At 71.5% G+C, this 26238-nt stretch carries 24 protein-coding genes and 1 pseudogene; 12 read left to right on the plus strand and 13 right to left on the minus strand.

Annotation, left to right across the window (positions count from 1 at the left end):
• Positions 1–6 precede the first annotated feature (6 nt).
• Entirely contained in the window at positions 7–1461 is a 1455-nt protein-coding gene (locus AQJ46_RS04305) for an aldehyde dehydrogenase family protein (RefSeq protein WP_059204261.1), read from the minus strand.
• Positions 1462–1564: 103 nt separating this feature from the next.
• Here AQJ46_RS04305 and AQJ46_RS04310 point away from each other — a divergent pair, with 103 nt between their 5' ends.
• Together AQJ46_RS04310 and AQJ46_RS04315 are read left to right on the plus strand one after the other, a co-directional pair.
• Positions 1565–2002, plus strand: a complete 438-nt coding sequence (locus tag AQJ46_RS04310; protein WP_057612947.1) for a MarR family winged helix-turn-helix transcriptional regulator — start codon at positions 1565–1567, stop codon at positions 2000–2002.
• A 133-nt stretch (positions 2003–2135) separates the two neighbouring features.
• Positions 2136–2552, plus strand: a complete 417-nt coding sequence (locus AQJ46_RS04315) for an anti-sigma factor antagonist (RefSeq protein WP_057612946.1) — start codon at positions 2136–2138, stop codon at positions 2550–2552.
• A gap of 7 nt (positions 2553–2559) precedes the next feature.
• Here AQJ46_RS04315 and AQJ46_RS04320 read toward each other — a convergent pair whose 3' ends face one another.
• Positions 2560–3513 (minus strand): ribose-phosphate diphosphokinase, encoded by a 954-nt coding sequence (locus AQJ46_RS04320; RefSeq protein ID WP_059204262.1) that lies wholly within the window; start codon positions 3511–3513, stop codon positions 2560–2562.
• 221 nt (positions 3514–3734) lie between these two features.
• Here AQJ46_RS04320 and otr(A) point away from each other — a divergent pair, with 221 nt between their 5' ends.
• A complete protein-coding gene (otr(A), locus tag AQJ46_RS04325) occupies positions 3735–5582 on the plus strand; it encodes a tetracycline resistance ribosomal protection protein Otr(A) (protein WP_059204263.1) in 1848 nt (615 codons plus the stop codon).
• 6 nt (positions 5583–5588) lie between these two features.
• On the opposite strand, the gene AQJ46_RS04330 is transcribed toward otr(A), so the two are convergent.
• Complete coding sequence (locus AQJ46_RS04330) at positions 5589–6782, minus strand: cytochrome P450 (protein ID WP_059204264.1); 1194 nt, start codon at positions 6780–6782, stop codon at positions 5589–5591.
• A 152-nt stretch (positions 6783–6934) separates the two neighbouring features.
• Between AQJ46_RS04330 and AQJ46_RS04335 the strand changes: the two genes are divergently transcribed.
• A complete protein-coding gene (locus tag AQJ46_RS04335; RefSeq protein WP_057612942.1) occupies positions 6935–7597 on the plus strand; it encodes a DUF4230 domain-containing protein in 663 nt (220 codons plus the stop codon).
• On the opposite strand, the pseudogene AQJ46_RS04340 reads toward AQJ46_RS04335, so the two are convergent.
• Positions 7598–9107 (minus strand): annotated as a pseudogene (locus AQJ46_RS04340) (complex I subunit 5 family protein); the annotation flags it as partial.
• Between the two features lie 113 nt (positions 9108–9220).
• Positions 9221–9403 carry a hypothetical protein gene (locus AQJ46_RS04345; RefSeq protein WP_059204265.1) on the minus strand — a complete coding sequence of 61 codons (183 nt, stop codon included), beginning with the start codon at positions 9401–9403 and terminating at the stop codon, positions 9221–9223.
• A 144-nt stretch (positions 9404–9547) separates the two neighbouring features.
• On the opposite strand from AQJ46_RS04345, the gene AQJ46_RS04350 reads away from it, so the two are divergent.
• Together AQJ46_RS04350 and AQJ46_RS04355 are read left to right on the plus strand one after the other, a co-directional pair.
• Positions 9548–10126: a VanZ family protein gene (locus AQJ46_RS04350; protein WP_059204266.1), complete on the plus strand. Its 579-nt coding sequence runs from the start codon at positions 9548–9550 to the stop codon at positions 10124–10126.
• A 110-nt stretch (positions 10127–10236) separates the two neighbouring features.
• Positions 10237–11463, plus strand: coding sequence for a glycoside hydrolase family 16 protein (locus tag AQJ46_RS04355; RefSeq protein WP_059204267.1), 1227 nt, complete (start codon positions 10237–10239; stop codon positions 11461–11463).
• Between the two features lie 7 nt (positions 11464–11470).
• On the opposite strand, the gene AQJ46_RS04360 is transcribed toward AQJ46_RS04355, so the two are convergent.
• Together AQJ46_RS04360 and AQJ46_RS04365 are read right to left on the minus strand one after the other, a co-directional pair.
• The gene (locus AQJ46_RS04360; protein WP_059204268.1) at positions 11471–11707 is read right to left on the minus strand and encodes a hypothetical protein; all 237 of its coding nucleotides are present in this window, start codon (positions 11705–11707) and stop codon (positions 11471–11473) included.
• A gap of 101 nt (positions 11708–11808) precedes the next feature.
• Positions 11809–12618, minus strand: coding sequence for an SDR family oxidoreductase (locus tag AQJ46_RS04365; RefSeq protein WP_059204269.1), 810 nt, complete (start codon positions 12616–12618; stop codon positions 11809–11811).
• 180 nt (positions 12619–12798) lie between these two features.
• Between AQJ46_RS04365 and AQJ46_RS04370 the strand changes: the two genes are divergently transcribed.
• From AQJ46_RS04370 to AQJ46_RS04385, 4 genes are all read left to right on the plus strand, one after another.
• A complete protein-coding gene (locus AQJ46_RS04370) occupies positions 12799–13836 on the plus strand; it encodes a PHP domain-containing protein (protein WP_059204270.1) in 1038 nt (345 codons plus the stop codon).
• Positions 13837–13875: 39 nt separating this feature from the next.
• Positions 13876–14532 (plus strand): HAD family hydrolase, encoded by a 657-nt coding sequence (locus AQJ46_RS04375; protein ID WP_059204271.1) that lies wholly within the window; start codon positions 13876–13878, stop codon positions 14530–14532.
• Between the two features lie 29 nt (positions 14533–14561).
• Positions 14562–15728, plus strand: a complete 1167-nt coding sequence (locus AQJ46_RS04380) for an FUSC family protein (protein WP_059204272.1) — start codon at positions 14562–14564, stop codon at positions 15726–15728.
• A 297-nt stretch (positions 15729–16025) separates the two neighbouring features.
• Entirely contained in the window at positions 16026–16985 is a 960-nt protein-coding gene (locus AQJ46_RS04385; protein ID WP_059204273.1) for an SDR family NAD(P)-dependent oxidoreductase, read from the plus strand.
• A 392-nt stretch (positions 16986–17377) separates the two neighbouring features.
• Here the strand turns inward: AQJ46_RS04385 and AQJ46_RS04390 are convergent, their stop codons facing one another.
• On the minus strand, positions 17378–18034 hold the full coding sequence (locus AQJ46_RS04390) for a M15 family metallopeptidase (RefSeq protein WP_059204274.1): 657 nt from the start codon (positions 18032–18034) through the stop codon (positions 17378–17380).
• A gap of 104 nt (positions 18035–18138) precedes the next feature.
• Between AQJ46_RS04390 and AQJ46_RS04395 the strand changes: the two genes are divergently transcribed.
• Complete coding sequence (locus AQJ46_RS04395) at positions 18139–19167, plus strand: SDR family oxidoreductase (protein ID WP_059204275.1); 1029 nt, start codon at positions 18139–18141, stop codon at positions 19165–19167.
• A 21-nt stretch (positions 19168–19188) separates the two neighbouring features.
• On the opposite strand, the gene AQJ46_RS04400 is transcribed toward AQJ46_RS04395, so the two are convergent.
• The 3 genes from AQJ46_RS04400 to AQJ46_RS04410 all read right to left on the minus strand — a co-directional run bounded on the left by AQJ46_RS04400 (position 19189) and on the right by AQJ46_RS04410 (position 21826).
• Positions 19189–19434 carry a hypothetical protein gene (locus AQJ46_RS04400; protein ID WP_059204276.1) on the minus strand — a complete coding sequence of 82 codons (246 nt, stop codon included), beginning with the start codon at positions 19432–19434 and terminating at the stop codon, positions 19189–19191.
• Between the two features lie 61 nt (positions 19435–19495).
• Entirely contained in the window at positions 19496–20776 is a 1281-nt protein-coding gene (locus AQJ46_RS04405) for an ROK family transcriptional regulator (RefSeq protein WP_059204277.1), read from the minus strand.
• Positions 20777–20782: 6 nt separating this feature from the next.
• Positions 20783–21826 carry a phosphotransferase family protein gene (locus AQJ46_RS04410; RefSeq protein ID WP_225887232.1) on the minus strand — a complete coding sequence of 348 codons (1044 nt, stop codon included), beginning with the start codon at positions 21824–21826 and terminating at the stop codon, positions 20783–20785.
• Positions 21827–22020: 194 nt separating this feature from the next.
• Here AQJ46_RS04410 and AQJ46_RS04415 point away from each other — a divergent pair, with 194 nt between their 5' ends.
• Positions 22021–24381 (plus strand): arylsulfatase, encoded by a 2361-nt coding sequence (locus AQJ46_RS04415; RefSeq protein WP_059204278.1) that lies wholly within the window; start codon positions 22021–22023, stop codon positions 24379–24381.
• A gap of 22 nt (positions 24382–24403) precedes the next feature.
• On the opposite strand, the gene AQJ46_RS04420 is transcribed toward AQJ46_RS04415, so the two are convergent.
• Together AQJ46_RS04420 and AQJ46_RS04425 are read right to left on the minus strand one after the other, a co-directional pair.
• Positions 24404–24745, minus strand: coding sequence for a hypothetical protein (locus AQJ46_RS04420; RefSeq protein ID WP_059204279.1), 342 nt, complete (start codon positions 24743–24745; stop codon positions 24404–24406).
• Positions 24746–24817: 72 nt separating this feature from the next.
• Positions 24818–26134 carry a cation:proton antiporter gene (locus AQJ46_RS04425; RefSeq protein ID WP_063803753.1) on the minus strand — a complete coding sequence of 439 codons (1317 nt, stop codon included), beginning with the start codon at positions 26132–26134 and terminating at the stop codon, positions 24818–24820.
• Positions 26135–26238 lie beyond the last annotated feature (104 nt).

A 26238-nucleotide genomic window follows, 5' to 3' on the forward strand; every position in this document is an offset into this window, starting at 1 on the left:
GCGCGCTCAGTCGAGCGAGACGACGACGGACTTGACCCTGGTGTAGGCGTCGAGCGCCTCGGGGCCGTACTCGCGGCCGTAGCCGGAGTCCTTGACCCCGCCGAAGGGCACCGCGGGGTCGAGCATCGCCCAGTCGTTGACCCAGACGATGCCCGCCTGGAGCCGGTCCGCGACCCGGTGCGCGCGGGCGAGGTTCGTGGTCTGGACGCCCGAGGCCAGGCCGTACGGCGTGGAGTTGGCGAGGGCGACGGCCTCGTCCTCGCTGTCGAAGGGCTGCACGGTCAGCACCGGTCCGAAGATCTCCTCCTGCACGACCCGGGAGTCGTTGGAGAGGTCGGCGATCACCGTGGGCTTGTAGTAGAAGCCGCCGTCCAGGTCGAGGCGCTCACCGCCGCAGACGATCCGGCCGCCCTCCTTGCGGGCCAGGTCGATGTACTCCTCGACCTTCTTCAGGTGCTTCTCCCCCGCCATCGGGCCGACGACGGTCCCGGGGTCGCGCGGGTCGCCGACCGGCACGCCGGGCACGGCGTCGGCGAGAATGCCCAGCAGGGTGCTGTGGACCGAGCGGGCCACGAGCAGGCGCGGGCCGCCCATGCAGAACTGGCCGGTGTTGAAGACGAACGCCTTGATGATCGCGCCGACCGCCTTCTCCAGGTCGGCGTCCTCGAAGACGATGTTGGCCGCGTTGCCGCCGAGCTCCATGGTGACGGGCTTGAGCGCCTCGCCCGCGGTGGCCGCCACGTGCCGGCCGATCGCGGTGGAGCCGGTGAAGGCGACCTTGTCGACCCCGCGGTGGCGCAGCAGGGCCTCGCCGGCCACCGGCCCGGCACCGGTGACCACGTTGACGACCCCGTCCGGGACGCCGGCCCGCTGGAGCAGTCCGGCCATGTAGAGGGCGCTGAGCGGGGTCTCGTCCGCCGGCTTGTGCACGACCGTGTTGCCTGCGGCGAGCGCGGGGCCGATCTTGGAACCGGCGAGAATCAGCGGGAAGTTGAACGGGGTGATCGCGGCGACCACGCCGAGCGGCTCGCGCTTGGTGTACGCGAGGGCGTTCATGGGCGTGTTCCGGACGGAGCCGTCCAGCGAGTGGGCGAGGGCCGCGAAGTGCTCGTAGTCGTTGGCCGCGTTGGTCACGTCCACGGCGTGGCACAGCGAGATCGGCTTGCCTACGTCCAGGCTCTCCAGTTGCGCGAGTTCGTCGGCGTTCTCACGGATCAGCTCGGCGACCCGGTGCAGGATCCGGCCCCGCTCGCGACCGCTGAGGCCGGACCATGCGCCGTCGTCGAAGGCCTCCCGGGCGGAGCGGACGGCCGCGTCCACGTCGGCGGCGCCGGCCTCCGCGACGGTGGTGACGACCGCGCCCCGGGACGGGTCGACCACCTCGGTGCGTGCGCCGTCGGCGGCCTCACGCCACTGGCCGCCCACAAACAGCCGTCCGGGTTCGATCTCGATGGGGGACATCGCCGCTCCTCAGCTTCGTCGCCAAGATTTCAACCAACAGGATTCCTGTTGGTTCGCAGTCTCTTTACAGACAGGTTTCCTGTCAATGCTCTAGCCTGAACCCATGCTCGACACACAGGTGACCAAGGCGCCCCCGTCGCTCCTCTACATGGTGAAACAGGTGGAGCTCGTCGTCCGTTCCCATCTGGACGAGCTGGTCAGGCCGTCCGGGATCACCGCTCTGCAGTACACGGCCCTCACGGTCCTCGAGCGGCACGACGGGTTGTCGGCGGCTCAACTGGCCCGGGACTCGTTCGTCACCGCCCAGTCGATCGCCGATCTCGTGCGTTCCCTGGAGACCCGCGGGCTGGTGCGCCGGGAGCGCAACCCGAAGAACCGCCGCGAACTGCTGATCCTGCTGACCGAGGAGGGACGCGCGCTGCTCGCACAGCACGAGGGCCCGGTGCGGGAGCTGGAGGAGAGGATGGTGCGGGACCTCACCGCCCACCAGACCGAGCAGTTCCGTCAAGCGCTGACCAGGGCCTGGCACGCCCTGTCGTGAGCCGGGCGCGAGCCCCGCGTGAATCCGTTGCGAACTGGCGGCCGCAATTCGCAGACATATGTCAATCGAACATGCTCAAATTCACTCCATCGAGGGTAACTTGCAGGGCGGGGAACGGATTGGCACGCACCCCATGCCGCCTGTGGAGCCGGTTGGAGGCGATGTCGTCGTGCAGCAGGATTCCGCGCCGCCGTCCCGGCATCTGCGCGTCCACCAGGACCGCGGTCACACGGTGCTGGAGTTCCGCGGGGAGATCGACATCGCCGCGGCCGTGGAGCTCCTCCCCCACCTGGACCGCGTCACAGGGCGTCCCGACGCACGGCTGGTCATCGACCTCACCGGCGTGGAGTTCTTCGACTGCTCCGGGCTGCGGCTGCTGTACCGGGCCCGCTCGCGCGTGCTCGACAACAACGGCAGGCTGCTCCTGGTCTGCACCCATCCGCTCACCCTGCGGGTCATCCGGGTGACCGGCCTGGCCCGGCTGCTGCCCCCGCTGCCGTCGCTGGACGCGGCCCTGGGCCAGCCCGAGGCCACCTCCGAGCCGTTATGACCGGGAGTTATTCGCTCCGGGGCGCGTCGAACAGGGCGCTGACGGACTCACCGTTGTGAATGCGCCGTACGGCCTCGGCGAGGGCGGGGGCGATGGACAGGATCTGCAGCTTGTCGGTGCGCTCCTCGTCCGGGACCGGCACCGTGTTGGTGCACACGATCTCCAGTACGTCGGGCTGCTCGCCGATCCTCTTGAGGGCACCGTCCGCGAACAGGCCGTGCGTGCACGCGACCCGGATGGATCGCGGGCCCAACTCCCTCAGCCTGTCGAGCAGTTCCAGGACCGTGCTGCCCTTGGCGATCTCGTCGTCCAGCACGATGACGTCCCGTCCGGCGACCTCGCCGATGACGTCGCTGATGCTGACCCGGTCGTCGGCGAACCGCTGCTTGGCGCCCGCGGCCACCTGGGCGCCGATCAGCCGGGCGAAGGCGGCCGCCTCCTTGGCGTTGCCGAGGTCCGGGGAGACGACGGTGGTGCGGGAGAGGTCGTACTGCCGGAAGTGCGCGGCCAGCTCGCGCAGGGCGTGCAGGTGGTCGACGGGCACCGAGAAGAAGCCGTGCACCTGCGGGGAGTGCAGGGTCATGGCGAGGACACGGCTCGCGCCGGCCGACACCATCAGGTCGGCGACGAGCCGCCCGCCGAGGGAGATGCGGGGCTCGTCCTTCTTGTCGGAGCGGGCGTAGGAGTAGTGCGGCATGACGACGGTGATCCGGCGCGCCGAGGCACCGCGTGCCGCGTCGCACATCAGCAGCAGCTCCACCAGGTGTTCCTGAACCGGCCTGACCAGTGGCTGGATGAGGAAGACGTCCCGCTCCCGGCAGTTCGCCTGGAGTTGCACCTCCAGGCAGTCGTTGGCGAACCGGCTGACCCGGGTGGGGCTGAGCGGCACACCGAGATGTGCACAGACCTCCGCCGCCAGCTCGGTGTGGGCGCTACCGCTGAACACGGCGATGTCTCGCACTTGACCTGCTCCTAGGATGATCATCTCGGGCTGCCGGGCTCATGCTACTGGGCTCGCCCACCGGCCGCCCGGCCGCCGATATTCGGTTGCGGTCCCCCTGCCGAGGGGCGGCATCATGGCGATGTCCGAGCCCTCTCACGTCAGGATGCCCCGCATGCGCCGACTCCTCGAAGTCACCCAGTGCCCCCTTCGGCCCACGGCTTCTGAGGACTCGACCCCGTATGCACACCCTGAACATCGGCATTCTGGCCCACGTCGACGCCGGTAAGACCAGCCTCACCGAGCGGCTGCTGTTCGACCACGGCGCGATCGACCGGCTCGGCAGCGTCGACACCGGTGACACCCGCACGGACGACGGCGCGATCGAGCGGCAGCGCGGCATCACCATCCGCTCCGCGGTCGCCTCCTTCACCGTCGGCGACACCCGGATCAACCTCATCGACACCCCGGGCCACTCCGACTTCATCGCCGAGGTCGAGCGTGCCCTGGAGGTACTCGACGGCGCGGTGCTGCTGCTGTCCGCCGTGGAGGGCGTGCAGGCGCAGACCCGGGTACTGATGCGAACCCTGCGCAGGCTGCGGCTGCCCACACTGGTCTTCGTCAACAAGATCGACCGGGCGGGCGCCCGCGCCGAGGGCCTGCTCGCCGACATCCGGCGCCGGCTGACGCCGCACGTCGCCCCGCTGACGCGGGTGGCGGGCATCGGCACGTCCGACGCCCGCGTGAGGGCCCTCTCGACGGACGACCGGCGACTGGCCGAGGCTCTCGCCGACGTGGACCCGGACATCCTCACCGCGGTCGTGGACGGCCCCGAGCCCACCCCGGGCGACCTCGACAGAGCCCTTGTCGCCCGCACCGCCGACGGCTCCTTCCACCCGGTGTTCTTCGGCTCCGCCCTCGGCGGCCAGGGCATCACCGAACTGGTCGACGGGATGACCCGACTGATCCCCCGCCCTCCCGTGACACCCGCCGGTGATCCGCGCGGGACGGTGTTCGCGGTGCGGCCCGGACCCGGCGGCGAGCGCACCGCGTATCTGCGGCTCTACGGCGGTGAGGTGACCGAACGGCAGCGCCTCACCCTCCTCAGGCGCGAGGCCGACGGGACGACCAGCCGGGTGTCCGGGCGGGTCACCCGTCTCGCCGGGCCGCTGACCGCGGGGAACATCGCGGCACTGACCTTCTCCTCCGGCCTGCGCGTGGGCGACCGGCTCGGCGAACTCACCGAGCGCGCACCGCAGTTCGCGCCCCCGACCCTGGAAACCCTGGTCACCGCCCGCCACCCCGGACAGGCGGCGCGGCTGCGCTCGGCGCTGCTGTCCCTCGCCGACCAGGACCCACTGATCCACGCCCGTCCCACGGCCGGGGGCGCCACCACACTGCTCCTGTACGGCGAGGTCCAGATGGAGGTGCTCGCGGCGACCCTGGCCCAGGACTTCGGTGTCGAGGCGGACTTCGAGCCGGCCCGGGTCCGGTATCTGGAGCGCCCTCGCGGCACCGGTGAGGCCTGCGACGAACTGCCCTGGCACGATCGCGTGCGCTACTGGGCGACGATCGGACTGCGGGTCGAGCCGGGCGAGCGGGGCTCCGGCGGGGTGTTCGCGTACGAGACGGAACTCGGCGCGCTTCCCCGGGCGTTCCACCAGGCCGTCGAGGAGACGGTCCACGTGAGCATGCGGACCGGGCTGACGGGGGCGACCGTGACGGACTACCGGGTCGTCCTCGTCCGTTCCGGTTTCGTCGGGCCGCTCAGTACCGCCGCCGACTTCCGGGGGCTCACGCCGATCGTGCTGCGCCGGGCCCTGGAGCAGGCCGGGACACGGCTGTTCGAGCCGTACCACGCGTTCGAGGCGGAGGTCCCCCTCGATGCGCTGGCCCCGGTGAGCGCGCAACTCGCCTCGGCGGGGGCCGAGTTCACGGGCACGACCGGCGGCAGCACCGCATGGCTGATCACCGGCGAGCTCCCGGCCCGGAGGGTGCGCGAGATCGAACTCCGACTGCCCGGTCTCACGCACGGTGAAGGGGTGTGGTGGTCCAGGCCCTCGGGCGACCGGGAACTCAAGCCTCACTAGGAGGACTCACCAGGACACCGGCAACCGCCGCGGCCCCCGTGTCATCTGTCCCTCCCGCCACTCGATCGTCTCCGGCGTGAACTCGGCCCGCAGTCCCGGGAACCGGACCGCCAGCCGGTGCAGGGCCAGCCCCAGCTCCAGGCGGGCCAGCCATGCGCCCAGGCAGTGGTGGGGACCGGCACCGAAGACCACGCTCGGGGTGGTGAGAGGGGCGAACAGATCGGTCTCGTCGGGCTGCGGGAAGACGTCGGGGTCCCTGTTCGCCGCGTTGGTCTGGACGGCGACCACCGCACCGGCGGGAATCGTCACCCCGCCGACCTCGACCTCCTCCACGGCCCGGCGGATCAGCCCGGGCAGCACCCTCCCCTCACTCAACGGGATCGTGCGCAGGAGCTGTTCCACCGCGGTCTCGGCCGCCTCCTGGCTCTCGGCGAGCCCCGTCCAGGCCTGCCGCCCGTCGGTGAGGAGGTGGACGACGATGTTGGCGAGGGCGGTCATCGTCGTCTCGTGTCCGGCGACGACCAGACCCAGGACCAGGACGATCAGTCGGGGCTCCTCGATCCCGAGGCCGTCACCGGCGACGACCAGGGCGCTCACCAGGTCGTCGCCCGGCTCCTTGCGCCGCTCGGCGACCAGTTCCGCGCAGAACAGGCCGAACTCCCGCATGGCCGCGCCGACTTCCTCGGCACGGTGCGCACCGCCGGACAGGGCGTGATCGGCCCAGTCCCGGATGCGCTCCCAGTCGGCGTGTTCCAGGCCCATCAGCCGGGAGATCACCGACACCGGCAGCCGGCGGGTGAACCCCTCGACGATGTCGGCGGGTTGCGGCTGCCCCGCGAGGTCGTCGAGGAGGGTCTCCACCACGGAGGCGGTCCAGGGCCGCCAGCGGGCGATCGCACGTGGGGTGAAGGCCCGCTGGACCGTGCCCCGCAGCAGCTGGTGGGGCGGGCCGTCCTGGTTGATGAGGCCGTCCGGGGAGTCCAGCAGGTTCGGTACGACGAGCAGGGGCGGGGCGTCCGCTTCCGTGAGGGACTTCCTGTTGAAGCGGGGGTCCATGAGCACCCGGCGCACGTCGGCGTAGCGGGTCACGAGCCACACCGGGGTGCCGGTGGCCAGGGTGGTGAGCCGGGGCGGGCCGTTCTCGGGCAGGGGGATGCGGTGCATGGGACGAAGGGTGCGGGACGTGCTGTCTGTGCTCATCCAAGTCTCCAGACACGCCGGTACGCGGAGTTCTCCACGCTAGTGCGCCCCGTTGTGTCCCGTCAGTGTCCCAATCGGCCAACAAGACGGTCCGGCAGGGCTTTTGGGGGTCATCCCTGGGCATCCGTGCTTGTAGGAAGGAGGGCCGTCGCATGACGACTCCCATCAGGCGCGTGTCCAGGCGCATGCCCGGCTGGGCGAAGATACTGACCGCCGTCGTGGTGGTGCTCGTGGTGTTCTTCGCCGGGATCCGGTTCAGTGTGCTCCCTGGCCTCAAGGACCTGTTCGGCACGGAGACCCACGACCGTTCGGGTCCCGCACTTCTGGAGTCCATCCAGGACATCAGCCGTTACGACGCCGCCTCCGGCAATTTCCAGGTCGTCGTGGACCTGGAGAAGGACACCAAGTACCTGCCCGACGCGATCCGCGGCTCCCGCACCCTGTATGTCGGGGCGGGCGCCGTCGACGCCTACGTCGACCTCGGCAAGGTCGCCAAGAACGACGTGACGGTCAACGAGGACCGCACGGCCGCCACCCTCCATCTGCCGCACGCGCAGCTCGGCAAGGCCACGCTGGACGCCGACCGCTCCTACGCGGTCTCCAAGCAGCGCGGTCTGCTCGACCGGCTCGGCGACTTCTTCTCCGACAACCCCAACGGCGAACAGGCCGTGCAGAAGCTCGCGGTGAAGCACATCAACGAGGCGGCGAAGGAGAGCGAGCTGACCAAGCGGGCCGAGACCAACACCACCAACATGCTGAAGGGTCTGCTGAGTTCGCTCGGCTTCAAGAAGGTCGAGGTCACCTACGGCAGCTGATCAGCCGCCGAGCATGCCCGGCAGGGTGAGGGCGCCGAGCACGGTGGTGCCGATCAGCACCCATGCCACGTAGTCGCCGACGTGCCCGGACTGCAGACGCCGTAGCGGCAGCGCCCGGTCCGGTGCGGCGAACGGCTTCGGGCGGAGGACGGCGAGGAGGGCGAGGACCCCGGCCAGCAGGGTCGAGACCAGGCCCAGCAGGACCCCGGCCGGGGTCCAGTGGACGGAGGTGAACACCCCCGCGGATCCGGTCTCGTTCACGGAGTGCGCGACCACCTTCGCGAAACCGGGGGCCACGCCGACGGTGACGGCTCCGGCGAGCAGTACGGCGGGCACCGCGGTCATGGTGTCCGGGATCCGGGATCCGGCCGAGCCGGTGCCGGGTCTCGGGCCGCTCGCCGGAGCCGGTGGTCCCGTACCCCGAACCGGCCTCGGGCCTGGGGCCCAGGCCGCCGAACACCCGGGCGCCGACCCGCAGCACGGCTGCGGCGGTCACCGCGCTCGCCGCCACGTACAGCACCGTGAGCGGGCCTCCCACGGCCTCCTCCGTCACCGACTTGCCGAGTGCCGTGCCGAACGGCGGCAGGCCCGCGAGGCCGAGGGCTCCCAGGACGAACAGCACGGCGACGCCCTTCAGTTCGCGGGCCCTGCCGTACAGGGCGTGCTCGTCGACGCTGCCGTACCGGTCGAGGAGGATGCCGGTGCACGCGAACAGGGCGGCCTTCACTGCGGCGTGGCCGAGGACGTACAGGGCGATCCCGTCGTCGGCCTCTGGCTTCAGCACGCCGATGCCGACGAGGAAGAGCCCGGTGTGGGCGACCGTCGAGTAGGCCAGCAGCCGTTCGATGTGCCGCTGGTACCAGCACATCACCGCGCCGATCACGGCCGTCAGCGCGCCCAGCACCACGAGGACCCGCTCGAACTCGGGGGCCGGGACGCCGCCGGGCCCGGAGAAGACCGTGCCGTAGACGCGCCAGACGCCGAAGGCGCCGAGTTCGACCATGACACCCGACAGCAGCATGCACACCGGGGTGGGGGCGACGGCGTGCGCGTCGGGCAGCCAGAAGTGGAAGGGGACGGCGGCCGCCTTGACCAGCAGTCCGGTCATGACCAGGACGAACGCGGCGAGGACCACGGCGTGGGGGCGTCCGTGCGCGTCCAGCCCGCGCCCGATCCGGTGCATGCCCAGCTCGCCGGTGCGCGCGTACAGCAGCCCGATCCCCATGAGCATGGCGTAGGCACCGAGCGAGGTGACGACCGCGAAGGTCAGCGCGCCCTGCACGGCCCTGGCCTCCTCGACCCGGTGCCCGGTGAGGGCGTACGCCACGACGCTCATCAGCTCGAACCACACGAACGCTTTGAACAGGTCGCCCGCGATCGCGAACCCGCACATGCCGCCCTGGAAGAGCAGCAGGAGCGCGGGGAAGGAACCGGCGTGGCCGCGCGGCGGTTCGTCGAAGTAGTGCCAGGAGTACGCCAGTGCCGCCAGGGTGAGCAGGGAGGCGAGCGCGGTGCACAGGTTCTGGGCCACGACCCGGCGCCTGAGCGGCCCGGTGGCGACGCCCCACACGGTGGCGCCCACTCCCCCGCCGAGGGTGACGGCCGCCGTGAGGATCCAGCCGTTCACCGGCCGGTCACCGCCCTCCGGGCGGCCCGGGCGGCGAGCGCGCCGAGGCAGGCGGCGCCCGCGCCGACCGCGAGTTCCAGGCTGTCCACGGTGCTGACGAACACGAGCCAGAGGACGGCGAGCGCGGCCCACCAGCCGAGGAGTTCGGCCGTGGCCAGGAGTGTCGTACGCCCGTTCATGCGGTGGCGACGCGCGCGGTACTCAGCCCGGAGTGCCCCGACCGTACGAAGAGAAACCGGGAGCCGGTCGGGCCGCGGCGGCATTTACGGGCCGTTCAGGGGTAATCGCCTCACGACACGGGGAAGTTGAGAGTGGAGGACTTAATGGCCTGGGCGCCCTCACGTTCGCGAGCGGGGTCAGACACCGGCACCGCCAAGACCGAGCGCGCGGCGAAACCCGCCCGCCCGCGGCGCGATCCGCTCTCCCTCGTCGTCCGTTTCGTGGCGATGGTGTTCGCCTTCGCCTTCATGGTGGCGTTCGCCGTCGTCCTGGCCCGGCTGACCCTGGAGCCGTCGCCCGCTTCGGTGGACCTGACCCACACCAACCTGCATCCCGGAGCCTCCCTCAAGGCGTATCTGGACCAGCCGGAGATGCGGGACGCCGTCAAGCAGATCGGCGGGAACATCCTGCTGGGCGTACCGTTCGGGATCCTGGTGCCGATCGTGGCTCCCAAGACCCGTGGGCTGCTGCGGATCGTGCTGCTGACGGCCGTGGTGATGCTGCTGGTCGAGTTCGCGCAGGGCGCGCTGGTGGAAGGGCGGGCGTTCGACATCGACGACGTCATCCTCAACACGTCCGGCGCTCTGATCGGCTATCTGCTGCTGGGGCGGCGGCTGAGCCGGGCGGTGCACAAGAGGCCGGCCGCCAAGAAGCCGGCCGCCAAGTCTGCGAAGAAGGCGTAAGGAATCCCCCCTGACTCAACTCCTGGTCCGTACCAAAGTATTGACGGGCCCTTAACTCACTCCTTAAATCAAGAGGCGACACCTTCACCCCCCACCTCGAAGGAAGAGCCGTGGCCGCCTCTCGCCTGCTGCGCAGATGTCTCCTCGCCGCCCTGTCCGCCGTGCTGATCTCGTCCGGTACCGCCCAGGCGGACCCGCCCGCCGCCTCCTCCGCCGCCGCTGCGGTGACTTTTTCCGACACCTTCGACGGGCCCGCCGGAGCCGCCGTCGACTCCTCGAAGTGGCAGATCGAGACCGGCGACAACGTCAACAACCATGAGCGGCAGTACTACACGTCGGGCAACAGGAACGCCGCTCTCGACGGGCAGGGCCATCTGGTGATCACGGCCCGGCGCGAGAACCCCGCGAACTACCAGTGCTGGTACGGCACCTGCCAGTTCACCTCGGCCCGGCTGAACACCTCCGGGAAGTTCACGGCGCAGTACGGGCACGTCGAGGCGCGGATGAAGATCCCGCGCGGGCAGGGCATGTGGCCGGCGTTCTGGATGCTCGGCACCCCGGTCAACTGGCCGGACTCGGGCGAGATCGACGTCATGGAGAACGTCGGCTTCGAGCTCTCGACCGTCCACGGCACGATCCACGGCCCCGGCTACTCCGGCTCGGGCGGCATAGGCGCCGGCTACTCCCTGCCGAACGGCCAGGCCTTCGCGGACGCCTTCCACACCTTCGCCGTCGACTGGGCACCCGACTCGATCACCTGGTCCGTGGACGGGAACGTCTACCAGCGCCGCACGCCCGCCGACCTGGGCGGCCGCACCTGGGTGTTCAACAAGCCGTTCTTCCTGATCCTGAACCTCGCAGTCGGCGGCTACTGGCCCGGCGACCCGGACGGCTCCACGGTCCTTCCGCAGCAGCTCGTGGTGGACCACGTGTCGGTGACCACCGGCGACACGGCGTCGGGGGCGGCGATCCGGGGGCTGGCAGGCAAGTGCGTGGACGTCGCCGGGGCGAACCCCGCGAACGGGACGGCCGTCCAGCTCTACGACTGCAACGGCACCGCCGCTCAGCAGTGGACCGTCGGCTCGGACGGCACGATCCGTGCGCTCGGGAAGTGCCTGGACGTGACGGGCGGCGGCACCGCGGACGGGACGGCGGTCCAGCTCTACGACTGCAACGGCTCCGGAGCCCAGCGGTGGACCGTCACGGGCGCACGCGACATCGTCAACCCGCAGGCCGACAAGTGCCTCGACGTGACCGGCAACAGTTCAGCCAACGGCACCCGGTTGCAACTGTGGACCTGCACGGGCGGCGCCAACCAGAAGTGGACCGTCGGCTGAACCGGGGTCAGTGCCGGGTCCAGGTGAACTTGTCGCCGCCCACCCAGCGGACCACGTCCGGGTCGTCCAGGTCGTGGACCGTGATGCCGAAGGCGGCGGCCGCCTCCAGGACGTCGGTGACGGCCCTCGCCTCGCCGACCACCTCCCCGTCGATCTCCACGATCCGGAAGGGAGGCGTGGTCGGCTGGACCCCGAGCACGATGATCCGCGGGGTGGCCATGTACGGGCTCGCGATTTCGGTCATGCATAGAGCGTAGAACGCAATGCCCGGGAGCGAGGGGCGGGCGCCCCGGCCACAGCGGACCCGGCTGAAGCCGGGGCGGTCGCACGTACTGATGCGCAGTCTCAAGGGCGCCGCCACTCGTCGTCCTCGAGATGCGAGCCGGCCTGCGGGCCCATCCGGAGCATGCCGCCGTCGACACTCCAGGACGCGCCGGTGACGTACGTGGCCTCGGGGCCGGCGAGGAAGGCGATCACGCCGGCGACCTCCCGGGCGTCCCCCGGACGGCCGAGCGGGACGCCGGGGCGGTCCTCGGTGTGGACGTCGCTGTCGTCCTGGCCGGTCATCGGGGTGGCTATCTCTCCGGGCGCGACCGCGTTGACGGTGATGCCGTGCTCGGCGAGTTCCAGGGCCATGACCTGGGTGAGCAGCCCGAGGCCGCCCTTGGCCGCGCAGTAGGGGGCGGCGCCGACCCGCGGCTGGTGCTCGTGGACGGAGGTCACGTTGACGATCCGGCCGCCCGAGCCCTGTTGGATCATGTGCCGGGCGGCCCGCTGGCCGCACAGAAAGGGGCCGACGAGATCGACGTCGAGAACCTCACGGACGGTGTCGAGTTCCAGGTCGAGGAAGGGCGTCATGGTGCCCGTGCCCGCGTTGTTGACCAGGACGTCGAGGCGGCCGAGTCGGTCGCACAGTTCGTCGACCGTGCCGGCGGCGACAGGCAGCCGCGTGAGGTCCATCTGGGCCACGGCGGCCCGCTGCCCGTGGGCGCGGACCTCCTCGGCGGTCTCCTCGGCACCCTTCAGATCGGTGTGCCACGTGATGCCGATGTCCATCCCCGCCCGGGCCAGCCGGACGGCGGTGGCCCTGCCGATGCCGGAGTCGGCTCCGGTGATCACGGCCACCTTGGTGCGGGGTGCGGTGGGGGCGGACATCTGGGCCTCCTCGGGAAGGGGGGCGTCGTCAGGGGCGACGAGGCGGTTGCCGGACGTCCCGGGTCCGAGGTCCGAGTGACATCCGACGAGGCATCGCAGTACCCGGCGGCGTACCCGACAAACCGCCCGCCCGTCGTGCGGGCCCCGTGGGCGTGGGGAACTCTGGAGGAGGAGGTGGCGATGGATCCCGTCGAAGCCCTGGACCGGATCGCCTTCCTGCTGGAGCGGTCCCTGGCACCGACGTACCGCGTGCGTGCCTTCCGTACGGCGGCCCGGGTGCTGGCCGAGCTGCCCCCGGACGAGGTGCGCGAGCGCGCGCAGGCCGGGTCGCTGGAGTCGCTCAAGGGCGTCGGCCCGAAGACGGCGCAGGTGGTGCGTGAGGCGCTGGCCGGAGGGGTGCCCGGCTACCTGGAGAAGCTGGAGGGTGAGTCCACCGCGCCGCCCACCCGGGGCGGCGGCCGGCTGCGGGCGCTGATTCGGGGCGACTGCCATCTGCACTCCGACTGGTCGGACGGCGGCAGCCCGATCGAGGAGATGGGCCGGACCGCGGCGGAGCTCGGCCACGAGTGGGCGGTGCTGACCGACCACTCGCCGCGGCTGACGGTGGCCCGGGGGCTGTCCCCGGAGCGGCTGCGGCACCAGCTGGACGTGGTGGCGGCGCTGAACGGGACATGGGCGCCGTTCCGGCTGCTCACGGGCATCGAGTGCGACATCCTCGACGACGGCTCGCTGGACCAGGAACCGGAACTCCTGGAGCGGCTGGACGTGGTGGTGGTGTCCGTGCACTCGAAGCTGCGCATGGACGCCCGGGCGATGACCCGGCGCATGGTGGCCGCCGTACGCGATCCGCACGCGAACGTCCTCGGGCACTGCACGGGCCGCCTGGTGACCGGGCGGGGGCGGCCCGAGTCGGAGTTCGACGCGGACGAGGTGTTCGCCGCGTGCGCCGAGTCCGGCACGGCGGTGGAGATCAACAGCCGTCCGGAGCGCCTCGACCCGCCGCGCCGGCTGCTGCGCCGGGCGGTCGACGCGGGCGTGCTGTTCTCGGTCGACACCGACGCGCACGCGCCCGGCCAGCTCGACTGGCAGATCCTCGGGTGCGCGCGGGCGGAGGAGTGCGGGGTGCCCGCCGAGCGGATCGTGACCACCTGGGCTCGGGAGGAACTGCTGGCCTGGTCCCGGGAGGGCCGGGTGCCGTCCCGAGTGGCGAACGTCTGAGGTGGTACCCGGAACGGCACGACAGGAAAGGGGCGGTTCATGCAACGCGCGGCAGTGTTCGACGTCGACGGCACTCTGGTGGACACCAACCACCTGCATGTGACGACGTGGTGGGAGGCGCTCCGGCAGGCGGGCCACCGGGTGCCGATGCATGCCGTGCACCGGGCCATCGGACTCGGCTCCGACGACCTCGTCGCCCATCTCCTCGGCGACGACCGCGACAAGGACCAGGACGACGAGCTGAGCACCGCCCACAAGGCCCTGTACGGGCAGTACTTCGACCGGCTGTCGGCGCTCCGGGACGCCGGGCGGCTGCTGCGCCGTCTCGACCAGGACGGCTGGCGGGTGGTGCTCGCCACCTCGGCGGGCGGGGCGGAGCTCTCCGCGCTGCGCCGGGCGATCGCCGCGGACGACGCGATCATGGCCACCGCGAGCGCCGACGACGTGGAGGAGGGCAAGCCCTCCCCCGAGCCCGTCGAACACGCGCTGGAGCTGGCCGGGGTGCCCGCGGAGCGGGCTGTCTTCGTCGGCGACACCGTCTGGGACATGCGGGCCGGCTCCCGGGCGGGCGTGCGCTGCGTCGGCGTCCTGTGCGGCGGCATCCCGCGCGCCGACCTGGTGGAGGCGGGCGCGCAGGCGATCTACGACGATCCGGCCCACCTGCTGGCATCCCTTGCGGACAGTCCTTTGGCATGACGTGCCGGACGGTACGGAACCCGCAGCGGATGACTGGTGTGACAGAAGCTCTACGTCGACCCCGCCCGACGCACGCGGTACGGGAGGAGGCACATGCCGTCGGCCGGGCGGCCCGTGCCGCCTGCCGTGGGCCCGGGCGGGAGCGCGATCTGCTCGTGCAGTCGCTCAAGGCCTCGGCCGCCGCGATCCTCGCCTGGCTGGTGGCGGGCGTGTGGATGGGCGATCCGATGGCCCTGATGGCGCCCTGGGTGGCGGTGGTGCTGGTGCAGGCCACCGTGTACAGCTCGCTGATGCAGGCCGCTCGGCAGTTCACGGCGATCTGCGCCGGGGCGCTGCTGGCGTCGCTGGCCCTGGCCGTCACCGGGAACACGCTGGGTGCCGTGGCGCTGTCCGTACCGCTGCTGATGCTGCTGGCGAACTGGCCGCGCTTCGGCGACCAGGGGATCTACGGCGCCACCACCGCGCTGTTCACGCTCGCCACCGGCGCCGCCGACGTCTTTGCCGTCGGCCACCGGGTGGGTCAGGCCGCGCTCGGCGCGGTCATCGGTGTCGCCGTGAACGCGTTCGTGCTGCCGCCGATCCATCTGCGGGACGTACGCGAGAACCTCGCGGCGCTGGCCCGGGAAGCGGGCGACGTGCTGCACATCGTGGCCGGTGACCTGCGGGACGGCGAGTGGGACACCCAGGGCTGGTCGCATGCCTCGGCCCGGCTGGAACGCCGGCTGGACGCACTGCGGTCCGCCCGCGGCTGGAGCCGGGAGAGCCTGCGTCTGACCGCCACCCCGCGACGTGCGGTACGACGGCTTCCCGCCTCGATCCCCCCGGAGCAGGACGACGAGCGCTGGAGCCGTGTCACCGGGCACATCCGCGCGCTCACCCGGACCCTGGCCGTGGCCGCCGACGACGGCCGCGCCCCCGCGCCGCCCGCCCGGCCGGTGCTGGACGCGTACGCCGACCTGCTGCAGCTGATCGGCGACGCGTGTCACGCGGAGAGCGAGCGGCTGCTGACGGCCGACGGCGCGGCCCGTCCGGACGGCCATGCCGAGTCGGCGATGCGGGAGCTGCGCGGACAGCTGCAGGACGGTCTGCGGGAACACGCCGGGCAGGGGGGCGACGGCACGACGGTGCTGGGGAGCCTGCTGCTGCAGGCCGAGAACCTGTGGAGCGAGACCGTGCCGACCGGTCGGCACGGGTGACACAGCTCACCCGGGAATGCCCTCAACGGCGGAACACCACAGGGTGGTTGCCCGTTGAACAGACCGTGGGTACGGACGGGACAGTGTCCCCGGGCCTCACCTTTTGCCCACAGGGACGATCGTTCGGCTGAAGCCCTGTGGAGCCTTTCGCCGAGAGGCGACCGCCGTCCGTGCCCACCGCGAGACCGCCCCGACCGTGATTCCCCCGTCCGGTCGGGGCTTCCTCTTGTCCGGGCCCGGTGCCCCGGGTGGTGCGGGCTTGACTTCGAGAGCACTCCAATTCGTAGCGTTCCCGTCATGAGCACTGCACAGCACAAGATCGGTTCGGGGTTCGGCGCCCACAGCACCGCCGACGACGTTCTCGCGGGCATCGACCTGTCCGGCAAGCTCGCCGTCGTCACCGGCGGCTACTCGGGGCTCGGCCTGGAGACCACCCGGGCGCTCACTAAGGCGGGCGCCCGGGTCGTCGTCCCGGCCCGCCGTCCCGACACCGCCTGGAAGGCCCTGGCCGGCCTCGACGGTGTCGAACTGGACGAACTCGATCTCGGCGACCTGGAGAGCGTGCGCGCCTTCGCCGAGCGGTTCCTCGAATCGGGCCGCACGGTCGACCTCGTCATCGACAACGCCGGGATCATGGCCTGCCCGGAGACGCGGGTCGGGCCGGGCTGGGAGGCGCAGTTCGCGACCAACCACCTCGGTCACTTCGCGCTGGTCAACCGGCTGTGGCCGGCGATCGAGCCCGGCGGCGCCCGCGTGGTCTCGGTGTCCTCGCGCGCCCACCACTTCTCCGGGATGCGCTGGGACGACGTCCACTGGCGGACCGGCTACGACAAGTGGCAGGCCTACGGCCAGGCCAAGACGGCGAACGTCCTGTTCGCCGTCCACCTCGACAAGCTCGGCGCCGACCACGGTGTGCGGGCCTTCTCGCTCCACCCCGGCGGCATCCTCACCCCGTTGCAGCGCCACCTGCCCAAGTCGGAGATGGTGGAGCGCGGCTGGATCGACGAGCAGGGCAACGTGCTCAACCCTTCCGGCTTCAAGAGCCCGGAGCAGGGCGCGGCCACGCAGGTGTGGGCGGCGACCTCGCCCCAGCTGGCCGGGATGGGCGGGGTCTACCTGGAGGACTGCGACATCGCCGAGCCCGCCGTCGACGGCGACGAGAGCGGCGGCGTCAGGGGATGGGCCACCGACCCGGAGCAGGCGGAGCGCCTGTGGACGCTGTCGGCGGAACTCACGGGCGTGAACGCGTTCGCCTGAGTCCTGGGGCGGCCGGCGTCGAGATCGCCGGGGCCCTTCGACACGGTCGACGCGTGGACCGCCTGGGGCTTCGGCACGGCCGGCGCCTGCGCCCTGGGGCCCCGCTGACGCGGTCCGCATCCGGCTCGTAGGTCTGCAGGAGTCCGGCCGGTTCGCCGTCCTTCCCAGACCCCGGGGTTCCTCGGCACCATTCCCGCCTGGACCGGGGCCCCCTCGGCACGGCCGGCGCCTGGCCCCCTTGGCCCCCTCGGCGCGATCCACGCCCGTCCCCCGGGCCCCCCTCGGCTCGATCCACGCAGAGGCTCCGGGCCCTCGGGACGATCGGTGCGCCGGGGACGAGGCGCCGAGAGCCTCGGCCCCTCCTCAGGAGATCCCCGGGCCGCCGCCAGGCGCTACACCGTGTCGAGTTCCTTCGCTCCGTACAGCGCAGCCGGCGCGCCCGTCTCCAGAGCCCAGTAGCGGTCGCCGTAGGACCAGTGCCACCACTCGGTCGGATAGTTGACCAGGCCCGCCGCGCTCAGCGCCTCGCCGAGCACGGCCCGGTTGGCCTTGGCCTCCTCGGTGATGTTGCCGGCGTCCGTGTAGCAGGCGCCGTCGCTCTCCTCCGGGTTGGCGTTCATGGCGGTGCCCAGGTCGAGTTCGCGGCCGTCGGCGTCGGTGAGGGTGAGGTCGACGGCCGCGCCGGCGCTGTGCGGGGCTATCTCGGGCGGGGAGACATAACGGCTGGCCGCGCTGCGGATCCGGTCGGCGGACCAGTCCGGGTGGGCGGCGCGCAGTCCGTCGGCGTACGTCTCGAAGTAGTGCCGCTGGAGGACGGGCGGCCGGTACCCCTCGACGAAGAGCAGGCGCAGGCCGTCGGGCAGCAGGGCCTGCGCCCGGAGCAACCGGTCGAGAACACCCTGGCGCAGATGAACCTCGGCGCCCCCGGAGTCCTCGTGCTTGCGGTCGTCGACGCGGAGATGGGCGCTGACGTCCACGAGGGGTTCACCGTTCTCCTCGACGGGGACGGCGGCGACGCGGGCGTCGGACATCAGGATGATCTCACTCATGGGGTGATCATCTCGTGGCCGCGGTCCGTGCCCCGCACCGCGTGCATCACCGGAGGGCGGGTACTCGGGCGTCTCCCCGCCCCAGCGGCCCGAAGGAGCCGAACGTGAGCACTTCAACCGGCAGCAGGATCGTGGTCACGGGCGCCACCGGCAACGTGGGAACCAGCGTGGTGCGCCTTCTCTCCGAGGATCCGGAGGTCGGCTCCGTACGGGGCCTGGCCCGGCGGATCCCGGACTGGTCGCCCGCGCGTACCGAGTGGTCCTCGGTCGACCTGGGATCCGAACGGACCGATCTGACCGAGGAGTTCGCGGGCGCCGACGCGGTGGTCCATCTGGCGTGGGCGTTCCAGCCGACGCACGACCCGGCGGTGACCTGGCGCACCAACGTCCTCGGCTCAATCCGGGTGTTCGAGGCGGTCGCGGCGGCCAAGGTGCCGACGCTGGTGCACGCGTCGTCCGTGGGCGCCTACTCACCGGGGCCGAAGGAGCACGCGGTGGACGAGTCGTGGCCGACGCACGGCTGGCCGGACGCCGCGTACTGCCGGGAGAAGGCGTATCTGGAGCGCGCCCTGGACACCTTCGAGCGCGATCACCCCGCCGTCCGGGTCGTACGGATGCGTCCGGCGTTCCTCTTCAAACGGGAGTCGGCGAGCGAGCAGCGCCGCATCTTCGGTGGCCGTTTCCTGCCGGGCCAGCTGGCCCGGCCCGACCTGCTGCCCTTCCTCCCCGACATTCCCGGTCTGCGGGTGCAGGCGCTGCACACCGACGACGCCGCCCAGGCCTACGCACTGGCGGTGCGCTCGGACGTGCGGGGCGCCTTCAACCTGGCGGGTGAGCCGACGGTCGACGCCGAGTTGCTGGCCGGGATGCTCGACGCCCGTCCCGTACGGCTGCCGCGCACCGCGGCCCGCTCGGCGATCGCGGCCGCGTGGGGCCTGCATCTGCTGCCCGCGTCCCCGCACCTGTTCGACGCGGTCCTGCGGCTGCCCCTCATGGACTGCACACGCGCGCGTACGGAACTCGGCTGGCACCCGGAGCACACGGCGACCGAGGTGCTGGAGGAGTTCCTGCACGGGATGCAGCAGGGCGCGGGGGCACGGACGGAGCCGATGAAGGGCCGCAAGGTCGGCTGACCGGCCCTTGCGGCCCAGGCGTCAGCCGGTGGACTCCTCGGCTCCCGGGTGCTCTGGGTGCACGGTGTCCGACCGCGTCGCCCCCTGTCGGCCGGTGCCTGCCTCGTCGGTGTCGGGGACGGCCTCGGGCTCGTCGTGGGTACCGGTCTTCTCGTCCGGGACCTCGGCGACCTCCCAGGGGTCCTCGCCCTCGCCCGCCTGCTGGTCCGGCAGATCCCGCGGGACGGGGTCACCGTTCTCGCCGGGTGCTTCCTGACGGTGGTCCACGGCGTCCTCCCTTCGCGTTCGTGGCGGGAGCGCGAGTACCTCCGCGCAGGTCGGCGAAACGTCAGCGCGGGGCCCGCTCCTCCAGGGCCGTCCGCCAGGCCGGTGCCGGTCCCTCGGGTGCGGGTTCGGGTCGCCGGCCGCCGCGGGCGAAGAAGTCGGCGAGCGGGAGGATGGCCGCGCCGACGGTGACCGCGTCGGGCCCGAGACGTCCGAGGTCGACGGTGACCCTCTCGGCCGGGTACCGCAGCGCGTACGCCGTCGCGTGGCGCCGTACGGCGGGCAGGAACCGGTCGCCGAGCTGGAGTCCGGCCCAGCCGCCCACGATGATCCGCTCGGGCTGGAAGAGGTTGATCAGGTCGGACAGGCCTGCGCCCAGGTACTCGGCGGTCTCCTCCAGGACGGCCAGGGCCACCTGGTCGCCCTCGGCGCCCTCGGCCGGGTGGGCGGCGGCGAGCAGCGCGGCCAGCGCGGTCTCCTCGTCGGCACCCTCGGGCGGGCGGCCGCCCGCTTCCCGCCAGCGCTCGAGCAGCGACTCGGCGCCCGCGTAGGCCTCCAGGCAGCCGAGGGCACCGCAGCGGCAGCGGCGCCCCCTGACCCGTACGGTCAGATGCCCCCATTCGACCGCGCGGCCGTGCTCCACCTCGGGCGTCACCAGACAGGCGCCGAGGCCGGAGCCGAACAGGACCACGACGGCGCTGCGGGCGCCGCGGCCGCCGCCGAACCACATCTCGGCCTGGCCGAGGGTCTTGGCGCCGTTGTCGATGAAGTACCGCACGCTGCCGGGCAGCGGGGAGCCGGTGCGCAGCAGTGCCTCCAGCGGGACGGCGTCCCAGCCGATGGTCTGTCCGTGCACGACGGCCCCGCTCCGGGGGGTGTGGGCGACGATGCCGGGCACGCCGATGCCGACGCCGAGCAGCGCCTCGGGCTCGGTCCCGGTACCGGCGAGCACCTCGGCGATGCCGTCGCGGATGTGCCCGACGATGGCCTCGACGTCGTAGCTCCGCTGGGTCAACGGCCGTTCGGCGCGGGCGAGTTCGGTGAGGGTCAGGTCGAACAGCTCGACCCGCACCCGGGTCTCGCCGACATCGACGCCGATCATGTGGCCGCTGCCGGGCGCCACCCGCAGCAGGGTGCGGGGGCGTCCGCCGTCGGAGTCGACGCTGCCGGCCTCCTCCACCAGGCCGTCGGCCACCAGGTCGGCGACGACATTGCTGACCGAGCCGGAGCTGAGCCCGGTGGCCGGGCCGAGTTCGAAACGGCTGAGGGGGCCGTCGAAGTAGAGGCGCTGCAGTACGGCAGTGCGGTTGGCGCGTCTGAGATCGCGTACGGTGCGTCCGTTCAAGGGTGTTCAGGCTCCTGCGACCCGGGCGAGGGCCTCGATCTCGTCCAGGGCTGCGACGAGTTCCGGTGCCACCGCCGACTGGACCCAGCGTTCCTTCTCGTCGTCGACCGCCCGCGGGACGGTCTCGGTGAGCATGATCAGGTAGAGGTAGGCGCGGTAGAGGGCCAGGCGCACCCGGGCCGGCACGTCGAACTCGGCCCGGCCGCCCTCCTCCCGGTAGCCCGCGAGGAACGCCTCGTCCTTCTTGATGTCGCCGAGCAGCGCCAGGGAGACGAAGTCGGCGAGGGGGTCGCCCCAGAGCATCCGCTCCCCGTCGATGAGCCCGCCGATGCGGAGCTCCCCGTCCGCCCGGCGGTCCAGCAGGATGTTGCCGTCCCACAGGTCGAAGTGGACCAGGGCGGGGACCGTGACCTCGTCGAGGGCGGGGAGGCCGGCCCCCAGCGTGTTCGCCACCTGGTCGACGGAGCGGGGCAGCCGTGCTCCGTAGTCCCGGGCGTCGTCCAGGATGGCATCGATCATGGCCGTGAACGCGGTCCGCCAGTCGGGGGCGAGGGGACCGAGTGCACCGGAGGGGTAGCCGAAGCCCGGCCCGGTCACGGTGTGCAGCCGGGCCACCTGGCGGCCCAACTCCCTTCGCAGTGGGGTCCGTTCGACTTCGGTCACCGAGCCGTCCCAGGGCTCGCCGGGACACGCGGTCATCAGCAGATGGGGTACGGCGGCGTCCTCACCGAGGGCCACGACGTGCGGCGCCGCGACGTCGGCCACGGCGGCGGCGCGGTAGAACTCCGCCTCGGAGACCAGGAGTTCACGCTCGTAGCGCAGTCCGGGAACGGTGGACGCGGGCGGCACCTTGAGGACGTAACGGGTCCCGTCGGTGAGCAGGAGCTCCTCGACGGTGTTGTACGTGCCGCCGCTCAGCGGCCGCAGCCCGGCGAGGCGGCCCGGGCCGAGACCCGCGCCCTCCAGCACCCGCCGGGCCCATTCCCAGGAGTCCACCAACGTCCCGCCCCCTTCTCCCTGCCCGGCAGCCGTCCGGTCGGTGTCGAGCATGTGTTCCCGGAACAGAGTACGGAACGCGTCCCGCACACCGGGGGCCATTCGTGATCCGCCTCCGCAGACGTATGCGCGGGCGCGGGACAGATCTGTCCGGATGGCGGCCTTGATCCTCGCGGCCTAGCGTGGAAGTCGTGCCTCGGGCCATCCATGCAGGTACCGGCGTGCACGCGGTGGAACGGAGGCCGGGAATGTCGCAGGCATCCTGGAGTGAGTACAAGCCGGGGCGGTCGTTCCCCGGGGTGATCGGCCGTACGACGGACGAGTCGACGCCGGCATGGCCGCAACCGGTACGGGCTGTGCCAGGTGCGCCGAACGTGCTGATGATCGTGCTCGACGACACGGGGTACGGCCAGCTGGGCTGCTACGGCAGCCCGATCAGGACGCCGAACCTGGACGCCCTGGCGGCGGACGGGCTGCTGTACACCAACATGCACACCACCGCGCTGTGCTCGCCGTCGCGCTCGTGCGTCATGACCGGCCGCAACCACCACGCCAACGGTATGGCGGCGATCACCGAGCTGGCCACCGGCTATCCCGGCTACAACGGGCAGATCCCGTTCGAGAACGGGATGCTCTCCGAGATGCTGGTCCAGCACGGCTACAACACGTACATGATCGGCAAGTGGCACCTGATGCCCTCGGAGCACGAGTCGGCCGCAGGACCGTACGAGCGGTGGCCGCTGGGGCGGGGCTTCGAGCGGTTCTACGGCTTCCTGGGCGGGGACTCCAGTCAGTGGTATCCGGACCTGGTGTACGACAACCACCAGGTCGAGCCCCCGGCGACGCCGGAGGAGGGCTACCACCTCACAGCGGACCTGGCCGATCGGGCGATGTCGTTCATCGCGGATGCCAAGCAGGTCGCCCCGGACAAGCCGTTCTACCTGCACTTCTGCACCGGCGCCACGCATGCCCCGCATCACGTGCCCAAGGAGTGGGCGGACCGGTACCGGGGCGACTTCGACGACGGCTGGGACGGCTACCGTGAACGCACCTTCGACCGGCAGAAGCAGCTCGGCATCGTGCCGCCGGACGCCGCGGTGTCCCCGCGCGACCCGGACGTGCCCGCCTGGGGGTCGCTGTCGCCGGACGCGCGTCGCCTGGCGGCGCGGATGATGGAGGTCTACGCCGGGTTCCTCTCCCACACCGACCACCACATCGGCCGGCTGATGAACTTCCTCAAGGAGACCGGCGAGTTCGACAACACGCTGGTCATGGTGGTCTCCGACAACGGGGCCAGTGCCGAGGGCGGGGTCACCGGCACGACCAACGAGCTGCAGTTCTTCAACAACGCGCCCGAGTCTTTGGAGGAGAGCCTGGCGCGGATCGACGAGATCGGCGGCCCGGAGACGTTCAACCATTACCCGTGGGGCTGGACGTGGGCGGGCAACACGCCGTTCCGGCGGTGGAAGCGGGAGACCTACCGGGGCGGCGTCAGCGATCCGTTCCTGGTCCACTGGCCGCGGGGTATCCAGGCGCGCGGTGAGGTCCGCTCCCAGTTCGCGCACATCATCGACATGGTGCCCACCGTGCTCGACGTGCTGGGTATCGAGCCGCCCACGACCATCCGGGGCGTCACCCAGTCGCCCCTGCACGGGGTCAGTTTCGCGCACACCTTCGACGATCCCGCGACCCCGACGCGCCACCGCACCCAGTACTACGAGATGTTCGGGCACCGGGCGATCGACCATGACGGCTGGCGTGCGGTCTGTCCCTGGCCCGGCCCTTCGTTCGCCGAGGCCGGCAAGCCGTTCGGTGCTCCGATCACCATGGCGGACCTGGACGACCTGGACGCCCATCACTGGGAGCTGTACCACGTCGCCGAGGACGTCGCCGAGACCCGCAACGTCGCGGAGGAACACCGCAGCAAGCTCATCGAGATGATCGCCCTGTGGTACGTGGAGGCCGGCAGGTACAACGTGCTCCCGATCGACGGCAGCGCCCTCGAGCGCATGATGCTCAAGCGTCCGCAGATCACCGAGGACAGGACCAGCTACACCCTCCGCCCCGACACGCAGGCCCTGCCGGCAGCCGTCGCTCCCCGGGTCCTCAACCGCCCGCACAGCATCACCGCCGACGTGGAGATCCCTCCCGGCGGAGCCGAGGGCGTGCTGCTGTGCCAGGGCACCAACGCCGGCGGCTGGTCCTTCTACGTCAAGGACCATCACCTGCACTACGCCCACAACTACGTCCACCGCACGCTGCACCATGTGACCTCGGGCGAAACCGTCCCCGAGGGCCGCCACACGCTGCGCTTCGAGTTCGAGCCCACCGGCAGCCCGGACATCGCGTCAGGCAAGGGCTCTCCCGGCCGTGCCCAGCTCTACGTCGACGACCGCCTGGTCGGCGAGATCGAGATGCCGTTCACGACACCGGTCGCCTTCAACCCCGGCGGCATGTGCTGCGGCGCCAACCCCGGCTCGGCCGTCACCTCCGACTACCGGGCACCGTTCCGGTTCACGGGCACCCTGCACAGCGTCACGGTCGACATGTCCGGCGACTTGATCGTCGACGCACCCAGTGAGATGCGCATGCACATGGCCCGGCAGTGACCCATGGCCGGCCTGGTGGTGGTCAGCCGATGCCGTCCAGCAACAGGCCCAGCCGGATGTCGAACCAGGCCCGCTCCTGGCGCCATGTCTGCGCGGCGTCCACCAACAGCCGACTCAGTCGGTCGACGGTCAGCGACCGCCACCGGCAGGCACTCAGGACCTGTACCAGCGCTTCGGCGCACTCGTTCTGCGGGTCCATTCCGTTCGACGGACCGCGGGGGCGGGGAAGCGCCTGCCCACCGTCCATGGCGGCAACCGCACGGCTGCAGACCAGTTGGGCAGTGAACGACTGCCAGCCGAAGGGTTCCAGCGCAGCGCGGACCGCGACAACGCGGGCATCGCCCGCCGGTACCGTCACCGCCATCGAGACCACCTCACTCGCGAGCGCCCCCGGTCGCCTGCGATTGTAAGCAGTGGCAGACGGGAGACTCCCAGGTCATGGCCACCGTGCCGCGTCCGGGCCGCCCCGAGGCGTACCGACACCCTCGTCCGGGACATCCGCGTGCTCTTTGAGCCCGGGGTGGCTCGCCAGCGTTCTGGAATACCAGGCACCGTAACGGCCGCCCAGCAGCGGAGCGGTGGCTCCGTGCAGGCAGACGCTCAAGGCGACCGTCAACGCCACTGCGCCGCCGAGGACGTGTGTGCCCGGCAGGTGCTCTTCGACGGCCAGCAGGCCGAACACCACAGAGGCCAGTCCACGAGGGCCGAACCAGCCGATGTAGGCGAGGGTCGCCGGCCGCAGTCCGGTTCCGAGGAGGGCCACGGCGACCGGGAGCATCCGGATCACGGTCAGGCTCAGTACGGCGTACACCAGCATCCGCCAGGTCACGTGCTCCAGCACCGGGCCCAGGATGACCGCGCCGAAGGCCAGGAAGCTCATTGAGGTGAGCAGCAGGCCGAGCCGTTCCGTGAAGGCGGTCGCATCGCCGGACTCGCCCGCGCCGGCACCGCGCACAGGCGAAGCGGACTTTTGAAGGACGTTCCCGAACGCCAACCCGGCGACCCAGACAGCGATGAATCCGCTGCCCTCGGCCTCGACGGCCAAGGGGTAGGCGACGGCCGGGACGGCCAGCGACGCCAGTTGGCGCCACCCGTGAGCAGCCCATCCGCGGGCGGCCGACCAGCGCAGGAGCCGGGCAACAGCCCAGCCCACGGCGAAACCGATCGCGGAGCTCAGCAGCAGCGCGCGCAGGAACGTCTCACCGACACCCTCATCGCCATGGCCGCCTCCGGCCGCGGCCAGCGCCAGAACGAAGAACGGCAGCGCCAGACCGTCGTTCAGCCCGGACTCGACGTCCAGGCCATGGCGCACCAACGCGGGCACCCTGCGGTCCGAGATCGCTTGCTGACCCAGCGCCGCGTCCGTGGGACCCAGAATGACCGCGACCAGAGCCAGTTCCCACATGCCAAGGCCCGGCAGCAACGGCCATGCCACCAGCCACCCCAACGCCATCGTCAGCGGCAGCCCCACAGCCAGCAGCCGCAACGGCAGAAACCGCTCCCGGCGCAGCTCGCGCCCCCGGATCGCAGACGCGTCGGTGAACAGCACCACCGCCAGGGCGCCCTCCAGCAGAGCCCGGACCGGCTCCAGACTTTCGTCCTCCTGGACGAGCCCCAGACCGAGGGGGCCGATGGCCAGCCCCGCGGCCACGAACACCAGCGGTCCGGACACCACCGTGGTGGACAACCGTCGTGACAGCACTCCATAGAAGGTGACCGCCGTACCCGCCACCACCAGTGCCCACGGATTCACGGACCACCTCCAGACGCGCCTGCGACGACGAAGCAGATGACGGGTGCAGTCACGTACCAGGGTCCTACGGGCGCATAAGCATCAAACAAGCACGAACCGGTCGC

Origin of the sequence: Streptomyces canus (assembly GCF_001514145.1) — a bacterium.
Classification (GTDB): domain Bacteria; phylum Actinomycetota; class Actinomycetes; order Streptomycetales; family Streptomycetaceae; genus Streptomyces; species Streptomyces canus.

What these genes read in the sequence shown, in the direction of transcription:
- AQJ46_RS04305 (WP_059204261.1), bottom strand. Translation starts at nt 1,461, where the DNA reads ATGTCCCCCATCGAGATCGAACCCGGACGGCTGTTTGTGGGCGGCCAG.
- AQJ46_RS04310 (WP_057612947.1), top strand. Translation starts at nt 1,565, where the DNA reads ATGCTCGACACACAGGTGACCAAGGCGCCCCCGTCGCTCCTCTACATG.
- AQJ46_RS04315 (WP_057612946.1), top strand. Translation starts at nt 2,136, where the DNA reads ATGCCGCCTGTGGAGCCGGTTGGAGGCGATGTCGTCGTGCAGCAGGAT.
- AQJ46_RS04330 (WP_059204264.1), bottom strand. Translation starts at nt 6,782, where the DNA reads ATGAGCACAGACAGCACGTCCCGCACCCTTCGTCCCATGCACCGCATC.
- AQJ46_RS04335 (WP_057612942.1), top strand. Translation starts at nt 6,935, where the DNA reads ATGACGACTCCCATCAGGCGCGTGTCCAGGCGCATGCCCGGCTGGGCG.
- AQJ46_RS04345 (WP_059204265.1), bottom strand. Translation starts at nt 9,403, where the DNA reads ATGAACGGGCGTACGACACTCCTGGCCACGGCCGAACTCCTCGGCTGG.
- AQJ46_RS04350 (WP_059204266.1), top strand. Translation starts at nt 9,548, where the DNA reads ATGGCCTGGGCGCCCTCACGTTCGCGAGCGGGGTCAGACACCGGCACC.
- AQJ46_RS04360 (WP_059204268.1), bottom strand. Translation starts at nt 11,707, where the DNA reads ATGACCGAAATCGCGAGCCCGTACATGGCCACCCCGCGGATCATCGTG.
- AQJ46_RS04365 (WP_059204269.1), bottom strand. Translation starts at nt 12,618, where the DNA reads ATGTCCGCCCCCACCGCACCCCGCACCAAGGTGGCCGTGATCACCGGA.
- AQJ46_RS04370 (WP_059204270.1), top strand. Translation starts at nt 12,799, where the DNA reads ATGGATCCCGTCGAAGCCCTGGACCGGATCGCCTTCCTGCTGGAGCGG.
- AQJ46_RS04375 (WP_059204271.1), top strand. Translation starts at nt 13,876, where the DNA reads ATGCAACGCGCGGCAGTGTTCGACGTCGACGGCACTCTGGTGGACACC.
- AQJ46_RS04380 (WP_059204272.1), top strand. Translation starts at nt 14,562, where the DNA reads ATGACTGGTGTGACAGAAGCTCTACGTCGACCCCGCCCGACGCACGCG.
- AQJ46_RS04385 (WP_059204273.1), top strand. Translation starts at nt 16,026, where the DNA reads ATGAGCACTGCACAGCACAAGATCGGTTCGGGGTTCGGCGCCCACAGC.
- AQJ46_RS04390 (WP_059204274.1), bottom strand. Translation starts at nt 18,034, where the DNA reads ATGAGTGAGATCATCCTGATGTCCGACGCCCGCGTCGCCGCCGTCCCC.
- AQJ46_RS04410 (WP_225887232.1), bottom strand. Translation starts at nt 21,826, where the DNA reads ATGCTCGACACCGACCGGACGGCTGCCGGGCAGGGAGAAGGGGGCGGG.
- AQJ46_RS04415 (WP_059204278.1), top strand. Translation starts at nt 22,021, where the DNA reads ATGTCGCAGGCATCCTGGAGTGAGTACAAGCCGGGGCGGTCGTTCCCC.
- AQJ46_RS04420 (WP_059204279.1), bottom strand. Translation starts at nt 24,745, where the DNA reads ATGGCGGTGACGGTACCGGCGGGCGATGCCCGCGTTGTCGCGGTCCGC.